This window comes from Paraburkholderia phymatum (genome assembly GCF_040965635.1).
Classification (GTDB): Bacteria; Pseudomonadota; Gammaproteobacteria; order Burkholderiales; family Burkholderiaceae; genus Paraburkholderia; species Paraburkholderia phymatum_B.
This window is the reverse complement of record NZ_JBFRCH010000003.1, coordinates 351,954-369,179: the sequence shown is the minus strand read 5'-3', so window position 1 is coordinate 369,179 and position 17,226 is coordinate 351,954. Positions and strand designations below refer to the sequence as shown.

The 17,226-nt window shown below is 61.2% G+C and carries 18 protein-coding genes and 1 pseudogene; 10 read left to right on the top strand and 9 right to left on the bottom strand.

The window, feature by feature from the left end:
* Positions 1–2 precede the first annotated feature (2 nt).
* A complete protein-coding gene (locus AB4Y32_RS08250) occupies positions 3–812 on the bottom strand; it encodes an acetoacetate decarboxylase (protein ID WP_368720844.1) in 810 nt (269 codons plus the stop codon).
* Between the two features lie 507 nt (positions 813–1,319).
* Between AB4Y32_RS08250 and AB4Y32_RS08245 the strand changes: the two genes are divergently transcribed.
* Positions 1,320–1,448: a hypothetical protein gene (locus AB4Y32_RS08245; protein WP_368720843.1), complete on the top strand. Its 129-nt coding sequence runs from the start codon at positions 1,320–1,322 to the stop codon at positions 1,446–1,448.
* A gap of 107 nt (positions 1,449–1,555) precedes the next feature.
* On the opposite strand, the gene AB4Y32_RS08240 is transcribed toward AB4Y32_RS08245, so the two are convergent.
* Complete coding sequence (locus AB4Y32_RS08240) at positions 1,556–2,194, bottom strand: LysE family translocator (RefSeq protein ID WP_368720842.1); 639 nt, start codon at positions 2,192–2,194, stop codon at positions 1,556–1,558.
* 138 nt (positions 2,195–2,332) lie between these two features.
* Here AB4Y32_RS08240 and AB4Y32_RS08235 point away from each other — a divergent pair, with 138 nt between their 5' ends.
* The gene (locus tag AB4Y32_RS08235) at positions 2,333–3,154 is read left to right on the top strand and encodes an NAD-dependent deacetylase (protein ID WP_368720841.1); all 822 of its coding nucleotides are present in this window, start codon (positions 2,333–2,335) and stop codon (positions 3,152–3,154) included.
* 70 nt (positions 3,155–3,224) lie between these two features.
* Here AB4Y32_RS08235 and AB4Y32_RS08230 read toward each other — a convergent pair whose 3' ends face one another.
* On the bottom strand, positions 3,225–3,581 hold the full coding sequence (locus tag AB4Y32_RS08230) for an HPF/RaiA family ribosome-associated protein (protein WP_368720840.1): 357 nt from the start codon (positions 3,579–3,581) through the stop codon (positions 3,225–3,227).
* A gap of 128 nt (positions 3,582–3,709) precedes the next feature.
* Positions 3,710–4,594, bottom strand: a complete 885-nt coding sequence (locus AB4Y32_RS08225) for a LysR family transcriptional regulator (protein ID WP_368720839.1) — start codon at positions 4,592–4,594, stop codon at positions 3,710–3,712.
* A 150-nt stretch (positions 4,595–4,744) separates the two neighbouring features.
* On the opposite strand from AB4Y32_RS08225, the gene AB4Y32_RS08220 reads away from it, so the two are divergent.
* Both AB4Y32_RS08220 and AB4Y32_RS08215 read left to right on the top strand, forming a co-directional pair.
* Entirely contained in the window at positions 4,745–5,539 is a 795-nt protein-coding gene (locus AB4Y32_RS08220) for a TerC family protein (protein WP_368720838.1), read from the top strand.
* Between the two features lie 14 nt (positions 5,540–5,553).
* Positions 5,554–5,868, top strand: coding sequence for a zf-TFIIB domain-containing protein (locus AB4Y32_RS08215; protein ID WP_368720837.1), 315 nt, complete (start codon positions 5,554–5,556; stop codon positions 5,866–5,868).
* Between the two features lie 45 nt (positions 5,869–5,913).
* Here AB4Y32_RS08215 and AB4Y32_RS08210 read toward each other — a convergent pair.
* Positions 5,914–6,048: pseudogene (locus AB4Y32_RS08210) on the bottom strand (helix-turn-helix domain-containing protein); the annotation flags it as partial.
* Positions 6,049–6,194: 146 nt separating this feature from the next.
* Here AB4Y32_RS08210 and AB4Y32_RS08205 point away from each other — a divergent pair.
* From AB4Y32_RS08205 to AB4Y32_RS08180, 6 genes are all read left to right on the top strand, one after another.
* Positions 6,195–6,500 (top strand): acylphosphatase, encoded by a 306-nt coding sequence (locus tag AB4Y32_RS08205; protein ID WP_368720836.1) that lies wholly within the window; start codon positions 6,195–6,197, stop codon positions 6,498–6,500.
* Positions 6,501–6,628: 128 nt separating this feature from the next.
* On the top strand, positions 6,629–7,639 hold the full coding sequence (locus tag AB4Y32_RS08200; protein WP_368720835.1) for a hypothetical protein: 1,011 nt from the start codon (positions 6,629–6,631) through the stop codon (positions 7,637–7,639).
* Positions 7,640–7,672: 33 nt separating this feature from the next.
* Positions 7,673–7,903 carry a hypothetical protein gene (locus AB4Y32_RS08195; RefSeq protein ID WP_368720834.1) on the top strand — a complete coding sequence of 77 codons (231 nt, stop codon included), beginning with the start codon at positions 7,673–7,675 and terminating at the stop codon, positions 7,901–7,903.
* 203 nt (positions 7,904–8,106) lie between these two features.
* On the top strand, positions 8,107–8,364 hold the full coding sequence (locus AB4Y32_RS08190; protein ID WP_342941838.1) for an RNA-binding protein: 258 nt from the start codon (positions 8,107–8,109) through the stop codon (positions 8,362–8,364).
* Positions 8,365–8,523: 159 nt separating this feature from the next.
* Complete coding sequence (gene ppk2 / locus AB4Y32_RS08185) at positions 8,524–9,387, top strand: polyphosphate kinase 2 (protein ID WP_368720833.1); 864 nt, start codon at positions 8,524–8,526, stop codon at positions 9,385–9,387.
* A gap of 15 nt (positions 9,388–9,402) precedes the next feature.
* Positions 9,403–10,749, top strand: a complete 1,347-nt coding sequence (locus AB4Y32_RS08180) for a TAXI family TRAP transporter solute-binding subunit (RefSeq protein ID WP_368720832.1) — start codon at positions 9,403–9,405, stop codon at positions 10,747–10,749.
* 1 nt (position 10,750) lies between these two features.
* Here AB4Y32_RS08180 and AB4Y32_RS08175 read toward each other — a convergent pair whose 3' ends face one another.
* The 4 genes from AB4Y32_RS08175 to AB4Y32_RS08160 all read right to left on the bottom strand — a co-directional run bounded on the left by AB4Y32_RS08175 (position 10,751) and on the right by AB4Y32_RS08160 (position 17,155).
* The gene (locus tag AB4Y32_RS08175; protein ID WP_368720831.1) at positions 10,751–11,350 is read right to left on the bottom strand and encodes a recombinase family protein; all 600 of its coding nucleotides are present in this window, start codon (positions 11,348–11,350) and stop codon (positions 10,751–10,753) included.
* A 43-nt stretch (positions 11,351–11,393) separates the two neighbouring features.
* Positions 11,394–11,963 carry a hypothetical protein gene (locus tag AB4Y32_RS08170; protein ID WP_368720830.1) on the bottom strand — a complete coding sequence of 190 codons (570 nt, stop codon included), beginning with the start codon at positions 11,961–11,963 and terminating at the stop codon, positions 11,394–11,396.
* Between the two features lie 127 nt (positions 11,964–12,090).
* Complete coding sequence (locus AB4Y32_RS08165) at positions 12,091–16,170, bottom strand: CheR family methyltransferase (RefSeq protein WP_368720829.1); 4,080 nt, start codon at positions 16,168–16,170, stop codon at positions 12,091–12,093.
* 241 nt (positions 16,171–16,411) lie between these two features.
* Positions 16,412–17,155 (bottom strand): chemotaxis protein CheB, encoded by a 744-nt coding sequence (locus AB4Y32_RS08160; RefSeq protein WP_368720828.1) that lies wholly within the window; start codon positions 17,153–17,155, stop codon positions 16,412–16,414.
* Between the last annotated feature and the right edge of the window lie 71 nt (positions 17,156–17,226).

Genomic DNA, 17,226 nt, shown 5'->3' with positions numbered 1-17,226 from the left:
GTTTAGAGAGCGAGTTCGAGTGCGTCGTCATTCGACTTCATCGCCGGCTGCGCAACGGCTTGCGCGGGCGCGAGATAGTCGAACGCCACTTCACCGATATTGAGCGTGAGATTCGCAATTACGTGACGCGCGCCGATCACGCGCTTGACAGGCAGTTCCGCGATGGGGGCAAGCGCATGCGGATGCAGTTCGAGCGCGGCAGGGCCGCTCCATGCTCCGAGCACTGTCACGTCGCGCAGATAGAAGCGAACGAGCTCGCAAATGCGCGCGCTGCCATCGACATGCGGAATCACCTTGAGCAGATAGTTGGGCGTATCGGCGAGCTTGGTGCGCTCGGCTTCGATGTCGAGCATCCGGTGCTTGTAGCCCATCGTGCCCGTCGCGATGCGCTGCGTGCCGTAGTCGAGCGTGCCGAGCAACGTGTCGTTGCCGTCGACGCCCAGCTTCGGGCGCGCGAGCTTCTTCGGGAAGCCCCAGATTTCACGGCCGCCGGCAATCGGGCCTTCGTCGTCGAGATACATCGAGTGCGTGTAGTTCCCAAGACGTCCTTCCATATCACGCACGGAAATCACCTGGCCGCTCTCCGTGTAGTCGCCAAAGCCCGATGAATCCGGCATGCGAATGAATTCGTAATGGACCAGTGCGTTTTCCGGCTTGAGAGGTTCGGGCACAACGGCGCGCAGCGCATCCATTTCCGTTTCATACGAAATGATGAAGTACTCGCGATTGAGAAAGCGGAATGGCGGGCGAGGGTAGGCGGGATTGTGAACGGGCATCGCAAAAGCGGATTGCCGGATTGACTTGATGTCCATACTTTTCCTTTTGAGCGATAGGCGTTGTTGGAGCACGGCGAATCTTAGAGCAAAAGTATTTGCGCGATCACGTTAATTTTTCCAATACACCGTTGGTTCAAACGCAACAGTGCCCGATGCTTTCAATTCGATTCATTAAGCGGCGGATCATTGTGAAATCCGGTATGACCTTTTTGCTCGAACGAAAATGAACGGAGCAACGCAATTGAAATACTGCTGTCACGCAACGGGTGAAGTTCGGTGATTCGTCACGTGCAATGAATATATTGAGGTATCCGTTCTATCTGATTGGCTTCGCCCGGTGGTGCGCGACGACTTGTTGTGGGAGCATTCGGTTTCAGCGAATGCAATTGAACCCGATAAACGCGTATGCGCAGATGACGAAGGCCCGTTGTAAGGTCGCGCATCGCGCGCTGACGCATGGGCTTATTGATTTGTTGCGGTGCGTCATGCGTACGGATATACTAGGGTTATTACTTAGGTTATTACCCGTAAAAGGAATCCGCCATGCAACAAGCTACGACCGCCGCTGTCCCGTCCACGAACTGGCTCTCGCGTCTGCGCGAACTTGCCATCCGCGCCGTGGAGTTGCATCTGCAGCATTGCGCCGTGCTGGCCGAAGCCTATCGCCGCTAAGCATTTACCGCCGGGCATTCCACATAAGACAAGGGGAGTACTAGCCGTACTGCCCCTTTGATCATCGCCGTTATACGGCCAGCTGACGTGGCCGTTGTGTCTGGCGGTCAGATTCCCGCCTGCTTCGCCGCGAAGATCAGGCGCAACCCGAGCGCCGCGATCGCGCTAGCGGCAATCCGGTCGATCCACTTTTTCGCGCGCAAATAGACTTCGCGCGGATGCCGGCTCGAAAAGCACAGAGCGACGACCGTGTACCAGCCGGCCTCCACTGCAAAGACGAGCGGCGGCAGCACGAAATAGCACCACACGGGCGGATGCTGCGGCAGCAGTGCCGCAAAGATACTGCCGTACCAGATCGCCGTTTTCGGATTGCTGAGCTGCGTCGTAAAGCCGATCCAGAATGACTTCTTTGCGCTACGGCCTTGCACTGCGTCGGCGCTATCCATTGCGATGGGCTGAGCCGCGCCGCGCCAGATCTTCGACGCGATATAGATCAGATACAGCCCGCCCGCAACTTTCAGCGCGATGTAAAGCCACTCGACGGCAACCAGTAACGTGTAGAGTCCTGCAAGCGCGATGCCGCCAAAGAAAATTCCGCCGACGCCCATGCCGAGCGCAGTCGAAAGCCCGTCGCTGCGAGACAGGCTAATCGAATTTCGCGCGACGAGAACGAAACTCGGCCCAGGGATCATCGCGCCCAGCAACAACGCGATGAGAATGGCAAACACAGCGGCGGATGCGGACATCGATTTGTCTCCTCGATAAGGTGGCCATGCTGCTTGAGCGACAGTCTCGTGAACCATGTGTCGGCTCGTGTCGCTATTGTCCATTACGCGAAGCGCGGCGTACAAGACGCTTCGTGTGCGAATTGCTAGAGTAGCGCGATGGACGAAAACGAACGTATCAGGCGCGCCGTGTCGTGGCTGCGCGAGGCCGATGGAATGCTGGTGACGGCAGGTGCCGGCATGGGTGTCGATTCAGGCTTGCCCGATTATCGCGGCGCCGATGGATTCTGGCGCGCCTATCCCGCGTTGAAACAGCAGCGCCTAACCTTTCAGGACATGGCGAATCCGCGCGTGATGGCGTTGCATCCGCGGCTATGCTGGGGATTTTATGGGCATCGTCTCGACCTGTACCGGCGCACGATTCCACATGAGGGTTTCGACATGCTGCGCCGCTGGGCCGACTCCATGCCGCGCGGGCTGTGGGTGTTCACGAGCAATGTCGACGGACAGTTTCAGAAGGCGGGCTTCGACGATACAACCATAGCCGAGTGCCATGGTTCGATTCACGTTCTGCAATGCTCGGAGGTCTGCAACGACCGGCTATGGTCCGCCGATGACGTGCGTCCAATCGTCGATGAAACGACCTGCGAACTGACGAGCGATCTGCCGCGCTGCCCGGCATGCGGTGCGGTGGCGCGGCCCAATATCTTGATGTTCGGCGATTACGACTGGATCGCGCTGCGCACCGAACAGCAGGAGGCGCGCTTGCACGCGTGGTTGTCGACAGTCGAGCGGCCTGTCGTGATCGAAGTCGGCGCGGGCAAGGCCATACCGACTGTGCGTCTTTTCAGCGAGTACCACGGGCCACGCGTCATTCGCATCAATCCGCGCGATTTCGGCATCGCTTCGCCTCTGGGTATTGGGCTTGCCCGAGGCGGAGTCGAGGGCTTGAGGCTGCTCGACCGTGCAATGAATTCGTAGCACGTGAGCGCAACGGGCGACACCGCGCTCACGGTGTCGCCGACCATGCAGTCATCAACCGCATTCGTGCTTAAACAGAATCAGGCTGAGCGATCCATGCGGGCTCGCGCTGGCTGAAGCGTCGCGCGGCAAGACGAGTTTGCCGTCTGCGCACGATAGAACGGGCCGCGCGAGAGAGCGCCAGATCGAGCGCGCCGCGCCAGTCTCTCGCAACCGACGTCACGACGACGGGCGTCGCATCGGGTGTCTGCACCTGCACCTGGCAGCGCTTGTCGAGCCCGCCGCGCGGGCCGTTGATATCCGAAAGGCTGACTGTTGCCTTCGAAATCAGCCAGTCCAGACGCCGGAACACGAACCGGATACGTTGACGCGCGAAACGGCGCATACGAACGGCTTCACGGTCGCGGGACTTGAACAGAACTTGCATGTGACACCTCCGTCGTGGGTACGGCTCAAGAGTACGGTGTCGAAGGGTCCGGAAAAAGCAGAAATAGCGGAACGGAAAGTTCGGAAAAAACGAAGCTGCATTACTGTCAGAACAGTCGGCCAGAACAGTCAGCCCAAAGCGGGAGCCAGTACCTTTTGCGTCAACGGATGATGGCGTCCGCGCCGCGACACGATCGCGTGTATTTCCTCTTTCACGTCCGGCGACCGGCCTAGCCAGCGCAAGCCGCGATGCATCGGGTCGTTGCGCTCGGCGCCGAATGCCGCGAGCGGAAACACGCCGAGGCCCCGCGACGCGAATAGCGCCATCAACGCGCTGTCTTCGAACTCGCCCGCGATGCGCGGTCGTATGTCTTCCGCTTCGAACCAGCGGTCAAGCCGCGAGCGCAGCGAGGAGTGCCCAGTCGGCAGCAAGACGGGCAGGCTCGCGAGGCATTGCGGGAAGTGATCGATGGCGCTCTTGCGCACGGTGGCGGTGGGCCCGTACCAGTCGATCGGCGATGCAATCAGGCGTTCGCTCGACAGCCGCAAGTTCGCGTTATGTGGCGCCGCCTGGCTGGACAGCACGAGGTCCAGATGGTGATGCGCGAGTTCGGCCAGCAACTGCCCGGATTCTCCCTCGTGACAGAGCAGCCGCAACGACGGCGTATCCAGCACGGGCGCGAGGATTGCGTGGGCGGCAAGCTTCGAGATGCCGTCCGTCAGACCGACTGCGAAGCGCGCGACCGCTCCACTCGCGGCTTCGCGCACTTCGTCGTGCAGCGTGCTTCCGAGCTGGAAGATTTCTTCCGCGCGCGCGAAGGCCGCATGGCCCGCCTCCGTCATCGCGACGCCGCGGCCCGCCGGCTTCAGCAACTGATGACCGAGCGATTTCTCCAGTTCACGCACCTGCGCGCTGATGGTCTGCACGGCCATGTCGAGTCGTTCGGCGGCACGCGCGAATCCGCCTTCTTTCACGACGACCCAGAAATAATGCAAGTGGCGGTAGTTGAGCATTCTTTGGCCTCTCGTCAACTTCGAAAAATACGAACGAACCGTCAGATTATCACTGGTTTTTACGATATCGCGCGTAGTGGATCATTCGCTTTGGAGGCTGTGGCCAGTATTGAGCCGCTTTCACTCAACCCCGAACAACAACGCGCGCAAATGGACTCCCTGTTGACTCTCATCGCCGATCCCGCTGCATGGGCGGCACTCGTGACACTCATCGTGATGGAAGTCGTGCTCGGCATCGACAACCTGATCTTCATTTCCATTCTGAGCAACAAGCTTCCCGAAGCGCAGCGCGCACGGACGCAGCGCATCGGCATCATGCTCGCGCTCGTGATGCGTCTCGGCCTGCTTGGCACCGTCGCGTGGATTGCGCGCCTGACGGAGCCGGTGTTTTCCGTGTTCGATCATGCGTTCTCGTGGCGCGACCTGATTTTGCTCGCGGGCGGTCTGTTCCTTGTGTGGAAGGCGACGCGTGAAATGCACCATCACGTGAACCGCGATGCCGATGTGTCGAATGCGGCCGTGCGTGTCTGCGGACTGACGGCGACGGCTGCGATCGGCCAGATCCTGCTGCTCGACCTCGTGTTCTCCGTCGACAGCATCATCACGGCCGTCGGCATGACGGATCACCTGCCCATCATGTTCATCGCGGTGATCGCGGCTGTCACGGCGATGCTATTCGCGGCGGCTCCGTTGTCGAAGTTCATCGAAGGCAATCCGACCATCGTCACGCTGGCGCTCGCGTTCCTGCTGGTGATCGCGATGACGTTGATCGCGGAAGGTTTCGGTACGCACGTGCCGAAGGGCTACATCTACGCGGCGATGGCTTTTGCCGGCTTCGTCGAAGGCATGAACATGCTGGCGCGCCGCAGGAGGATAAAGCGCGAGCGCGACGCGGCTGGACACGCAACAAATCCGGATCACCGAAATGCCGAACTGGCGAAATGACAAGGAGCGACGCAATGAAATGCCCCGTTTGCAAGACACCCGATCTGTTGATGACCGAGCGGCAGAACATCGAAATCGACTACTGCCCGACATGCCGCGGCGTATGGCTTGACCGAGGCGAACTCGACAAGCTGATCGGGCAGATGCAGGACACGCCGCATTCGCAACGCGCGGACGCGCAGCATGAGCGTCAAGCGCGCTTTAGCGACCGTGATGCGCGGCATGAACAGGAGTGGGGCCGGCGTCACGACTCGCACGATGACCATCGCAAGCATTACGATGCGCGTCGCAAGAAGAAGTCGCTGTTCGATATGTTCGATTTCGACTGAGCGTCGGCATCGTGCGGGCTGCATTCGCGCGTTGCGCCGCACAGCGCCGGGCGCAACGCCGACGATGCGCTTGAACGCCCGGCTGAACGCCGCGTCCGAATCGTAGCCGAGCCTCGTCGCGAGTGCCGTCAGCGATGCATCCGTTTCCTGCAACTGCGTGAGCGCGGCCTGCATCTTCACCGTCGAAAGGCGATGCCTTCTCTGTCACTCCACAGCGACGGGTTTGCCCGGTGCATCCTGTCGGCAATGCAGCGACGTGACATATGATCGACACATAGGCGAGAGTGCGATATTTTCGTGGCGGTAATTGTCGGTGGAGAGCGCGGATGGCAAGCGACCTCGATGGCAGCGTGACGACGCTGCTCGTCAGAGTGACGGGCACGGTTCAGGGCGTCGGGTACAGGGCGGCGTGCGTGCAACAGGCGGGCGTGCTCGGTGTCGCGGGCTGGGTGCGCAACCGGATGGACGGCTCGGTCGAGGCACTGCTCCAGGGCACGCCGGAGCAGGTGCGCGAGATGTGCGACTGGATGACGGACGGCATGCCCGCATCACTCGTCGACAGAATGGAAGTCGAAGAGCTTGCGCCGCCATTTGCGCGGTTCGATGCGTTCAGACAGATTCCCGATGCGTAGCCGCTGAAAGCCGCGCGCCCAGTCTCGTAAGCGAAAATGAATGACACCGTTGACCACGGTCGCCCGCTACGCATTCCCGTGCGCCGTAGACTATGTTTGATGGTGCCTCGCCTTCGGAGAATTCGACAATGGGTCTATTGCGCTGGCTGTTCCATCGCGAGCGAGTCCACGTTTCAGTGGCCGACGCAGCGCGTATCGATGAAGCGGTCGAGCGCATTCTCGCCATTCATCCGCGACTGAAAATGGCGAGGCACTACCGGCGCCGTCTGAAACGGCCCGTCGCAGCAACACTCCAGTACATAGACGAGCTGATCGCCTCGCTGCCCGCCACGCTCGAGGCCAATGCCGCTGCGTGGTCCAGCAATCCGTCCCTGCGCGCGTTCTTTGCGACGCCGGACGATATCGCGCGCGCGCTCGGCCGCTCCGAAGCGGTGCGCGCCTTTTTCGAGCAGAACCCCGGCGCAGTTGATGTCCACGGAACGCTCGGGATGGCCTTGACCGAGCGCCATGTGCTCGGCGTTGCACTGGAGGGCGACACGCTGCGCCATGACGTCGTGCAAACCACGTTGTCCTTCAGCGATCATCGCGTGAGGGTTTGCGGGCGTACGGAATCGGAGTTGCGCGACGAACTCGTGCGGCGGCTGATCGACCAGATGGCGCTGGAAGGGCTTTCCCGGCTGGCGACCGATCGCGCGGATCGCCTCGCGCGGGGACGCGAGCTGATGCAGGAGCGCGTCGCGTTGCTGCATCGGCAGGGCACGGGTATTCGGTCCGTCGTCGGCGGCGACGGTGCGACCTCGGAAGAACTCGCGCATGTGCAGGCGCAGATTGCGGAGAACGCGGACGGCCTTGCGGCGCTCCGAGTGCCGACGGATACCATCGAACTCGACCTCAAGGGCGTGTGTGAAGTGCTGAGCAAGCCGTCGGAGCATGTCTACGTCAAGACCCGGCGCATCCGCATCGACATGATGAACGTGATCCAGAAGGCAAACGTGCAAGGCGCGCGCGAAATCGAATTTCACTTCGCGCGCATTCCCGGTCCCAGGCCGGAGACGCGGGCCTTCGCACTGGTCCACTTTAGCCGTGCGGATTTGCCGCCTGGTGGATTGAATATCGACGCGGCGATGCGCGCCTTATAAGATTCAATTCGAAAGCAGGCAGCGGAGGAGACCATGAACAGATTCGATCTGGCAGTACTGTCGGTCGCGGCAGGTGCCGCCGTTTCGTTTGCCGTTTTGATTGCCGCGGCGCCCGTCGCCGTCGCGCAGCCGGCCGCAACGAAGCAGATGCAGGACGCGCAGCGCAAGGCAGAGCAAAAGGCTCGCGAAGCAAGGAAGCAAGCCCAGCAACAGCAAGCAGAACCTCAGAAGCAAGAGAAAGGTAAGCCGGCTTCCGCGCCTTGAAAAAATAACGTGTTGCAATTTTCGATTTGATCACTCTCGCCATTTCGTATTTCGCAGCATCGATTCATCCTTCTGAGCGGACGTAATGCGTTTTCGGGCAGGTATTTGCCACACGTGAGCGCACAATGAATATATTGAGTGTGTCGGGTCGTGCGGTGCATGGTCGAGGTGTTGAGCCGACTGTCCAAAAGGAGAAAGTCGCTATGGCTGAACTATGGGTAGGCAATGTCGAAGACAGCACGACGGATGAGGAAATCAAGACCTTTCTTTGCCACTATGGGTTTCCGCCTTTCGATACGATCCAGCGCGTCGAAGGAACGGGCGAACATCCCGCCGTCGTGCTCGGTTTCAACGACATAGCGTCGCACGTGCTGCAGAGTCTGCAGCCGCGCGTGCACAACATGTTCTGGAAAAGCCGCACGCTGGTGGTGCAGGTCGTGCCCGCGCGCGACGAGACCTGAAGACGTTTCGGCCGCACGGCATTGCGTAGGGTCGCTCCTTGGGGGCAGCATCGCGTCTGCTTCGCGGACGGCTGTGCAAACGGCTTCGACGGCGATCGCGGCGCCTTCGTCAACAACCAGTCAGCAACCATTTTGCGTGGCAGTCACGGGAGATCAACGATGGCTGAGATGAGCAATGACAAGACCAGGAATGACAGGAACGGCGCGAATGGCAAGCACGCGGAAAAAGCACCGGAAGCAGCAGCGCATGGGCGTCTGAAGAACAGGCAATATGAAAAAGAACTTACGTTGCTTCACGTCGAACTGGTGAAGCTTCAGGAATGGGTCGTGCAAACGGGCGCAAAGGTGTGCGTGATCTTCGAAGGGCGCGATAGTGCGGGCAAGGGCGGAACGATCAAGGCGATCACCGAGCGTGTCAGTCCGCGCGTGTTCCGGGTCATAGCGCTGCCCGCGCCGACCGACCGCGAGAAGACGCAGATGTATATCCAGCGCTATCTTCCGCATTTGCCTGCTGCCGGCGAGATCGTTCTTTTCGATCGAAGCTGGTACAACCGCGCAGGCGTCGAGCGCGTCATGGGCTTTTGCACGGAAGAGCAGGTGCAGCACTTCTTCAAGGCCGTGCCGCTCATCGAGCACGCGATCATCGGCTCGGGCATCATTCTTCTGAAGTACTGGCTCGAAGTCAGCGAGGACGAACAGACGCGACGGCTCCAGGCGCGTATCACCGACGAGCGGAAGATCTGGAAGCTCTCGCCGATGGATTTGCGTTCATATAGCCGCTGGTATGACTATTCGCGCGCGCGGGACGACACGTTCGCGGCCACCGATACCGACCAGGCGCCCTGGCACGTCGTGCGCTCGGATGACAAGAAACGCGCGCGACTGAATCTGATCACGCATCTGCTCAACAGCATTCCGTACAAGACGATGCCACGCGAAAAAGTGAAGCTGCCGAAGCGGCAAAAGCCCGAAGGTTATCGGGAATCGAACCGGCCGCTTCGATACGTTCCGGAAAAGTACTGAACACCAGTAGGGACGATGCGAAGGGACAACCCAGCGCTCCATCGCAGCCGGAAGACGCCCGTCACACCGAGGCGCCGGCGTCTTCTGATCCTCGGTGCGATCGTCGTGCTGACCGCGCTGGGCTGGGTGCTGTTCACGATCATCGAGCCGGCATTTCAGACGCGAATCGTCATCACGACAGGCGCGGACAAAGGCATCTATCGCGGCTTTGCAGACCGGTACGCGCCCATCCTCAAACGCGACGGCGTCACGCTCGATATACGCAGTTCTTCAGGTTCAGTCGAAAACTATCAGCGGCTTAGAGATCCCAATAGCGAGTACCAGGTAGGCTTCATTCAATCGGGCACCACCACGCCGCAGGAAACGGACGGGTTGCAGACGATCGCGGCAGTTTCGTACGAACCGATCTGGGTGTTCTATCGTGGCGACGCCGTCGTCAACCGCCTCGTGCAACTGCGCGGCAAGCGGATCGGCATCGGCGTGCCCGGCAGCGGGTTGCTGCACGTGTCGCTCGTGCTGCTCGGCTATAGCGGGATCGATCGCGGCAATACGCAACTGGTCGAAACCGATGCAGAGAAAGCATATCGCTGCCTCGAAGACGGCTGTCTCGATGCCGCATTCTTTATCGGCCGACCGGATGCGCCGATGCAGAAAACGCTGTTGAACAGCGACCTGAAGCTGATGAGTTTTGCCCAGGCGGACGCACTCGTGCAGAAGTTCCCATCGCTTTCGAAGGTGACGTTTCCGCGCGGGTCGACCAGCATCGTGAGTGACCGCCCGCAGAACGACGTCACATTGCTGGCCGCAACGGCGCTGCTCGTCGCAAAAGACACGTTGCATCCGGCACTCGTTTATCTGCTGCTGGATGCCGCCAAGACCGTTCACTCGGGCGAAGACTACTTCACGCCACTCGGCGCATTTCCCAATCTGAATACCGATGAGTTTCCTCTTTCCAGTGAAAGCGAGCGTTATTTCAAATCGGGGCGTCCCTTTCTTCAGCGCTATCTTCCGTTCTGGCTCGCGAGCTTTATCGAAAGGCGCCTGCTTATTCTATTGCCGTTCATGGCGGTGCTCATCGGCGTCGTGCAGGCTTTGCCGCGAATGGTCGAAACGCGGATAAAGAACCGCTTTATCGTCTGGTATCGCGAGCTCAAATCGCTGGAAGACGAAATATGGAGAACTGCGCAGCCGTCGAATGATCTCGTTGCCCAATGGCGCAATGAAATCGAGAACATCGACGCGCAAGCAAGTCAGATACGCGTGCCGACACGTTATCTGCACGACGTCTATGCGCTCAAGCAGGCCATCAGCGTCGTGCGTCAACGCATTGCGATGGCGGCGGCGAAGCTGAATGAGCGGTAGTTCAGCGCTGCGCAACCGCCTGTGCGGAAGACGCATCACGTATACGCATGATGGTTTGACGCGAGGTGCCGAACTTGCGCGCGACTTCGCTGACGGACAGCCCTTTGTCGAGCGAGCGCATGACGCGCGCCCTGTCGGTGCGCGAGAGCGACGCGGGGCGGCCAGTGTGCCGTCCGCTTTCCTGTGCGGATTGCAGGCCCTTCCTGCTTCGCTGGCTTCGCGTCGCGATCTCCATTTGCACGACGGCGCGCAACGTTCTGACGGCTTGCGGTTCGGGATTGCCCGTCAGATCCACGCTGCCGAGCTCGACGCATCGCACGGACACCTTTGCGCCGCGGCATCGCGTCAATGTCGCGAGCACGTCTCGTGCACTGCATCCGAGCGCGGAGAGCTTCAGTACTACCAGCAGGTCATCGCGAGCGATGCGTCTAAGCAAAACGTTCAGTTGTGGGCGATCCGCTGCGGGAAAGTACTGCGGCACGTCGTCGATCGCGACGCGATTGAGCGCGACGGTATAGCCGGCCTTGTCGATCTGGATCAGCTCGCGTTCCGGAGTGTGGCTGTCGCTCGCGCCGTTGATGTAGAAGTACGTTTGTCGCAAATATTGTCTCCGGGAAAGCATTGAAGGGCAATGCGTGCAGCTGTCAGGTCTCGAACAGGATGGCCTGAACGATCGTATCGATCGAAGCCGGCTTCACGAGGACGGCATCGAAGCCGACGTACTCGCCGTGTTCCAGCCCTTCCGGAATCATCGCGATGATGCGGATCGACGGCTCCGTTTTGAGTTCGCAGATTGCCAGCACGGAGGCCTCATCGAGCTTCCTTTCCACGTCGACGAGAATGGCCGTAGCAGATCCGTGCGAAGCCGCATCCAGGAGCCGCTCCGTCGGCAACACGGTTGTCTTGAATCCCCGCAGGCGCAATAGCAGCGCAATCGACTCGCCGACATGCGCATTGGCGTGAACGATCGCAATGCTCTTGCCCGCGTACTGCGACGGGCTCTCGACGATTGCGGCGCTCCGCAACACCGCTTCGCAGCTCAGCCACAACAGGCGCGCTTTCTCGTAGGCGTGCTGCGCGGTCTGCTTCGTCGATTCGTCCGCGAGCGGATTGGCGGAAAGCGCACGGACGCGCGCATCCGCTGCCTCCAGTCGCCTGACGGCTTCGTCGAATTGAGCTTTCGCGTTGTTGCCCAGATTGTCGAAACTGTCCATGATTTCCCGCTTCGCTCCCATCGCCCAATGCTTCTCCAAAGCTCACGGCATTCGCGTCGGTCGTCGGGCATGCTTGCTGCCGCTTCGACGGCAAGGACGCATCGCGTCGGTTGTGCCGATGCGCGTTCTATTTGCGCAGACGCGAGAACACAGTGAGCAGATCTTCCAGCATCACAGGCTTCTTCATGTGCGCATCGAAGCCGGCATTTTCTGCGTCGCTGACATCGTCCTCCGCGCCAAAGCCGCTGAGCGCAATGCAGATCACGGATTTCATCGACGGTTCCTGCCGCAGCTTGCCGACGAATTCGAATCCGCTCATGCCAGGCATGCCGATATCGGACAGCACGACGTCGGGCACGTGTCCGTCGAGCATCGACAACGCTTCTTCGCCGCTCGTCGCCGTCCGAACGACGGCGCCCTCGCTTTCCAGAAGCAGCTTGAACGTTTCTACCGTTGCCGCGTCGTCGTCGACCATCAGGATCTGCAAGCCGTGCAATGACGGGATCACGCTGCCGCAGTGCGCGTTCACGTGCGCGAGCGATCCATGCGTCGGAAGCGTGACCGTGAACGTCGCGCCTTTGCCGACGCCCTCCGATTCCGCCTGCACGGCCCCGCCATGCAGATTCACGAGATCCCTGACGAGCGCGAGGCCGATGCCGAGCCCGGCGCGGCGCGTGGTGGGATCGCGGCTCTGCTGGAACATGTCGAAGATGTGCGGCAGCAGAGCGGGCTCGATGCCGCTGCCCGTATCGGACACGCGAAGCACCGCCTCCGCATGTTCGTTGACCTCCAGCGACACATTCACCGACCCTCGACTGGTGAACTTCAGCGCATTGCTGACCAGGTTCCAGACAATCTGTTCGATGCGCGTGAGATCCGCGTGAATGATGACGGGCGTCTCCGTCATCGAGACATTGAGCGCGAGGCCGCGGTGTTTCGCATCGTCCTGCACGGCGCTGCTCACGCGCTGCACGATCTCGCGCATGTCGACGGCCGTGCGCACCACGGACAGCTTGCCAGTGCGCACGCGCGAGATGTCGAGCAGATCGTCGATGATCTGCGCCTGGCCGATCACCGTGCGCCGGATCGTATCGGTTGCACGCGAGATGTTGAGGCTTTTCCGCGTTTCCGGCGCGCGCGCAATCAGTTCCGCGCTCGCCGAGATCAGGTTGAGGGGATGCTTGAGTTCGTGCGAGACCACCGCGAGAAATTCATCGCGCCGTCGTTGAGCGTCTCGCTCGCTGGCTTCGCGAACCGTCTGGACGGGCGCGCCGCGGCCTGCCGTTCCAGCGCCGACGGACTCGCCGAGATCGCGGGCGATCTTCGCAAAGCCGCTCACGCCAGGCTCGTCCAGACGCGATAGCACGCCCGTCGCAAAGAAACGCGTGCCGTCCTTGCGCAGGTGCCAGCGCTCTTCGTCCGTGCGCCCATGCAGACGCGCTTCCGCAAATTCGCGCTGGGCAACGTTGCTGGCGCGGTCTTCGTCGGTCGAAAGCATGTCGGCGGACTGGCCGATCATTTCCGCTTCCGTGTATCCGAAGATCCGTTCCGCGCCCGCGTTCCAGCTGGTGACGATGCCGTCGTCGTCGAACGTGATGATCGCGTAGTCCTTGGTGCCGTCGGCGACGATGCGCATCCGGCGTTCCTCTTCGCGCAGCCGGTCTTGCGCCTCGCGGCGGTCCGTGATGTCGATGAACGACAGCACCGCGCCGTCGATGCGGTCCTCCGTCGTGCGATACGGTACGAAGCGCGCGAGATACCAGCGGCCATCGCTGCTCTTCAACTCGCGCTCGATGAGACGCAATGAGTCGAATGCTTCGGCGGCATCGTCGGCGAGCTTGTCGTATTCGAGCCGGTGCGTGATGTCGAGCAGCGAGCGGCCGATATCAGAAGGAATGATGCTGAACACGTCCGTCGCGCGCGGCGTATAGCGCTTGATGCAGATATTGCGGTCGACGAAGATCGTGCCGATGTCGTTCGCCGCGATCAGGTTCTGCAAGTCGTCGTTGATTTTGCCGGTTTCCTCGACCTTCGATTTCAGCTCCGCGTTCACAGTCGTCAGCTCTTCGTTGATCGACTGCAGTTCTTCCTTGCTGGTCTCGAGTTCTTCCGTCGCCGAACGCAGCTCTTCGTTGATCGCCTGCAACTCCTCGTTGGAGGCTTTCAGTTCTTCCGTCGATGTTTCCGATTGCTCGATGGTCGACTGAAGCTGTTCTTTCGTGCGCTGCAATTCGCGTTCGAGCTGGCTGATGATCGGGTCCGTCTGTGCATCGGCCGACGACGTTTCCGCACGGCCCATGCTGTCTTCGACTTCATCGAACAGCACCAGCACGAAGTCCGCATTCGCTTCCGCATCGTGCACGGGGCGCGCCGTCATGTTGACGAAATACGAACGCCCGTCGCGCTCGATGCGCACGCGCCGCGCTTCGACGCTGCGATTCGTGTGCAAGGCCTGATAGATCGCGGTGCGCAGTTCGAGCCGCAGTTCGGGACGCACGACGGCGACGATGTTATGCGACGGCTCGCCGCCGGAGTACTGCAAGAAGCGGCCCGCGCGATCGGACAGATGCACGATCTCCGAATCGCGGCTGACGAGCACGCTAGGCGGCGCATATTGCTCGACGAGCCGCTGATGCAGGTCGCCGAACGAGAAGCGGCGGCGTCCCGGCGGATGCACCGTGGCGACGACAGGGCGCGTGCTCATCGGGCCGATCGCAACGGGCATGGGCGTATCGCCGCGCACGGCCATGTTCGCGCGGTAGATGCGATTGCGCTTGTCGACGACGCTGAACATCGAACTGACGCTGTCGGCGGACTCGGAACTGCCGAGAAAGAGCACGCCGCCTGGACGCAGCGCGAAGTGGAACATCCTGAGGATTTCCATTTGCGCTTCGCGATCCAGATAGATCAGCAGATTGCGGCAGCAGATCAGATCGAGCCGGGAGAAAGGCGGATCGCTCAGCACGTTGTGATGCGCGAACAGCATATGCTCGCGCAGTTCCTTCTTCACACGATAATGCGCGGCGTCTTTCGAAAAGAACTGGCGCACGCGGGCGGGCGTCACGTCGGCGAGAATCGAGTCGGGATAGAGACCCGCGCGCGCGTAGGAGATCGCGCGCTCGTCGATGTCGGTCGCGAACACCTGGAACGAAATGCCCTCCGACGACTTCAACGAGCGCTCCTGCAGCAGCATCGCGAGCGAATAGGCTTCCTCGCCCGTCGCGCAGCCGACCGACCACACGCGGATGCGATCCTGCTCGCCGCGTCCTTCGAAAAGCTGCGGCAGCACTTCGCGCTCCACCACGTCGAACGCTTCCTTGTCGCGGAAGAAGTTCGTGACGCTGATCAGCATGTCCTGCAACAGCGCCTGCGTTTCCTCGGGATGCAGATGCAGATGGTCGCGATAGGCCTGGAGATCGACGATGCCGTTGACCTGCAGCCGGCGTTCGATCCGGCGCAACACAGTCGCCCGCTTGTAATGGCGGAAATCGTGCGCCGTGCGCGTTCGCAGGATGATCATGATCTCGCGCAATGCGCGCTCGGCCGTCTCGTTCGAGGGATCGTCTGCGCGATCTTCGTTTTCGACGATGGGAAGATGAATTTCCCGTGCGGTCGACCACAGATCCATCAGCCGTTGCGGCATCTCCGCAGCCGTCAGCACGAAGTCGACCATGCCCGTGGCAATCGCGCTTCGCGGCATGCTGTCGTATTCGGCTTCCGACGGGTCTTGCGCGAGCGTGATGCCGCCCATTTCCTTGACTCTCGACAGCCCGACGGAACCATCCGAACCCGCGCCGGACAGCACGATGCCGATCGCGCGCTCGCGATGAGCTTCCGCGAGCGTGCGGAAGAACAGATCGATGGCGGCCCTGCGGCCGTCCTGCGGCTGATTGGGTGCGACGCGCAGAAAGTCGTCGACCATGGTCAGTTCGAGCGAAGGCGCGATCAGATACACATGGTCGGGCTGAATGGGTGTCGCGCTCGTCACCGCCGCCACGGGCATGTCGGTCGCCTTCTGAAGCAACGACGCCAGGTTGCTTTCGTGATCCGGCGCCAGATGGACGACCACCACGAACGCGATGGATGTATGAGCCGGCAACGCTTCGAAGAATTCCAGCAGTGCACCCAATCCACCCGCTGATGCACCGATACCGACAATAGGATAGTTTGCCTGGCTCGGTATGGTCTGTGCCCGTCTCTTAGGCATGGCTGCGTGTCCTGTTAGAAGAATGATAGTGTCGCCCGAGACCTGGTCCGGGCGGCAATGCGGACCGCTCCCGCATTGCGTCTACGCAAACCACATTATCCCCTCTCGAACCTAGACTGCAAAAGTCCTGCCGCTTCTGCTGCGCCGCGAGTTGCATCTTCCTTTCCTGCCTTTTGCGCGGCGTATCGCCGATGTCTGCCGAAATGCTCCGCAATGTCCCGAAATGCCCGGTCTGCGCACCTCAACGCGATGGCGTCGCCCTCCCGCTCGGAGCCCCAGAGGGGGGCGTGCCGGGAATCCGTGCGCGCGGCGCGGTCGCGTCGCGATCGATGTCGGCGTCGCAAGGCGCGGCCTCGTCGTTCGTACGCGCGGCGCGTCTGCCGTCGATGAGTTCGATCAGCCGGCGCGGCAGGCCGGCCAGGGGCAGAATGTCGTCCGCAAAAGGCGACGCGTGCAACGGCATGCCTCTCGCGAACGCATCCGCGGGGTCCTGGACAATCGTCGCGCCGCCGCACGTCTGGATCGCCTCGAGGCCGGCCGCGCCGTCGTCGAGCAGGCCGGTCAGGATCACGCCGATCACGCGCGGGCCCATTTCGGCGGCAGCGCTGCGAAAGAGGGGATCGATGGCGGGTCGCGCAAAATTTTCCTTCGCACCATGTACGAGCCGCAACCGGCTGCCTTCGATGATCAAATGTTGGTCGGGCGGCGCCACGTAGATTCTGCCGCACGCGTATGTTTCGCCGTCCGCGGCATGGACGGCGCGCAACGGTCCAGACATGTTCAAAAGCGAGGGCAGGACGCTGCCGTGGGCGCCTACGTGCAGCACGATTGCGATGGCCGCCCGCAGGTCGTGCGGAAGCGCGGACACCACGGCGCGAAGAGCATCGACCCCGCCCGATGATGTGCCTATCGCAATGAAGTCCCGGCGGGTCAAGATCGCTCCCCTATGCCCAATTGATTGTACGTAGCAATTGCCGTGCCGCATGGTGCGCGGTTGTGCTGAAACAGGTTGTTATGAGGAGCGGCACATTGGCTGTGCGAATACTTTTGATGCCC

What these genes read in the sequence shown, in the direction of transcription:
- AB4Y32_RS08250 (WP_368720844.1), bottom strand. Translation starts at nt 812, where the DNA reads ATGGACATCAAGTCAATCCGGCAATCCGCTTTTGCGATGCCCGTTCAC.
- AB4Y32_RS08245 (WP_368720843.1), top strand. Translation starts at nt 1,320, where the DNA reads ATGCAACAAGCTACGACCGCCGCTGTCCCGTCCACGAACTGGCTCTCG.
- AB4Y32_RS08240 (WP_368720842.1), bottom strand. Translation starts at nt 2,194, where the DNA reads ATGTCCGCATCCGCCGCTGTGTTTGCCATTCTCATCGCGTTGTTGCTG.
- AB4Y32_RS08235 (WP_368720841.1), top strand. Translation starts at nt 2,333, where the DNA reads ATGGACGAAAACGAACGTATCAGGCGCGCCGTGTCGTGGCTGCGCGAG.
- AB4Y32_RS08230 (WP_368720840.1), bottom strand. Translation starts at nt 3,581, where the DNA reads ATGCAAGTTCTGTTCAAGTCCCGCGACCGTGAAGCCGTTCGTATGCGC.
- AB4Y32_RS08225 (WP_368720839.1), bottom strand. Translation starts at nt 4,594, where the DNA reads ATGCTCAACTACCGCCACTTGCATTATTTCTGGGTCGTCGTGAAAGAA.
- AB4Y32_RS08220 (WP_368720838.1), top strand. Translation starts at nt 4,745, where the DNA reads ATGGACTCCCTGTTGACTCTCATCGCCGATCCCGCTGCATGGGCGGCA.
- AB4Y32_RS08215 (WP_368720837.1), top strand. Translation starts at nt 5,554, where the DNA reads ATGAAATGCCCCGTTTGCAAGACACCCGATCTGTTGATGACCGAGCGG.
- AB4Y32_RS08205 (WP_368720836.1), top strand. Translation starts at nt 6,195, where the DNA reads ATGGCAAGCGACCTCGATGGCAGCGTGACGACGCTGCTCGTCAGAGTG.
- AB4Y32_RS08200 (WP_368720835.1), top strand. Translation starts at nt 6,629, where the DNA reads ATGGGTCTATTGCGCTGGCTGTTCCATCGCGAGCGAGTCCACGTTTCA.
- AB4Y32_RS08195 (WP_368720834.1), top strand. Translation starts at nt 7,673, where the DNA reads ATGAACAGATTCGATCTGGCAGTACTGTCGGTCGCGGCAGGTGCCGCC.
- AB4Y32_RS08190 (WP_342941838.1), top strand. Translation starts at nt 8,107, where the DNA reads ATGGCTGAACTATGGGTAGGCAATGTCGAAGACAGCACGACGGATGAG.
- ppk2 (WP_368720833.1), top strand. Translation starts at nt 8,524, where the DNA reads ATGGCTGAGATGAGCAATGACAAGACCAGGAATGACAGGAACGGCGCG.
- AB4Y32_RS08180 (WP_368720832.1), top strand. Translation starts at nt 9,403, where the DNA reads ATGCGAAGGGACAACCCAGCGCTCCATCGCAGCCGGAAGACGCCCGTC.
- AB4Y32_RS08170 (WP_368720830.1), bottom strand. Translation starts at nt 11,963, where the DNA reads ATGGACAGTTTCGACAATCTGGGCAACAACGCGAAAGCTCAATTCGAC.
- AB4Y32_RS08165 (WP_368720829.1), bottom strand. Translation starts at nt 16,170, where the DNA reads ATGCCTAAGAGACGGGCACAGACCATACCGAGCCAGGCAAACTATCCT.
- AB4Y32_RS08160 (WP_368720828.1), bottom strand. Translation starts at nt 17,155, where the DNA reads ATGCGGCACGGCAATTGCTACGTACAATCAATTGGGCATAGGGGAGCG.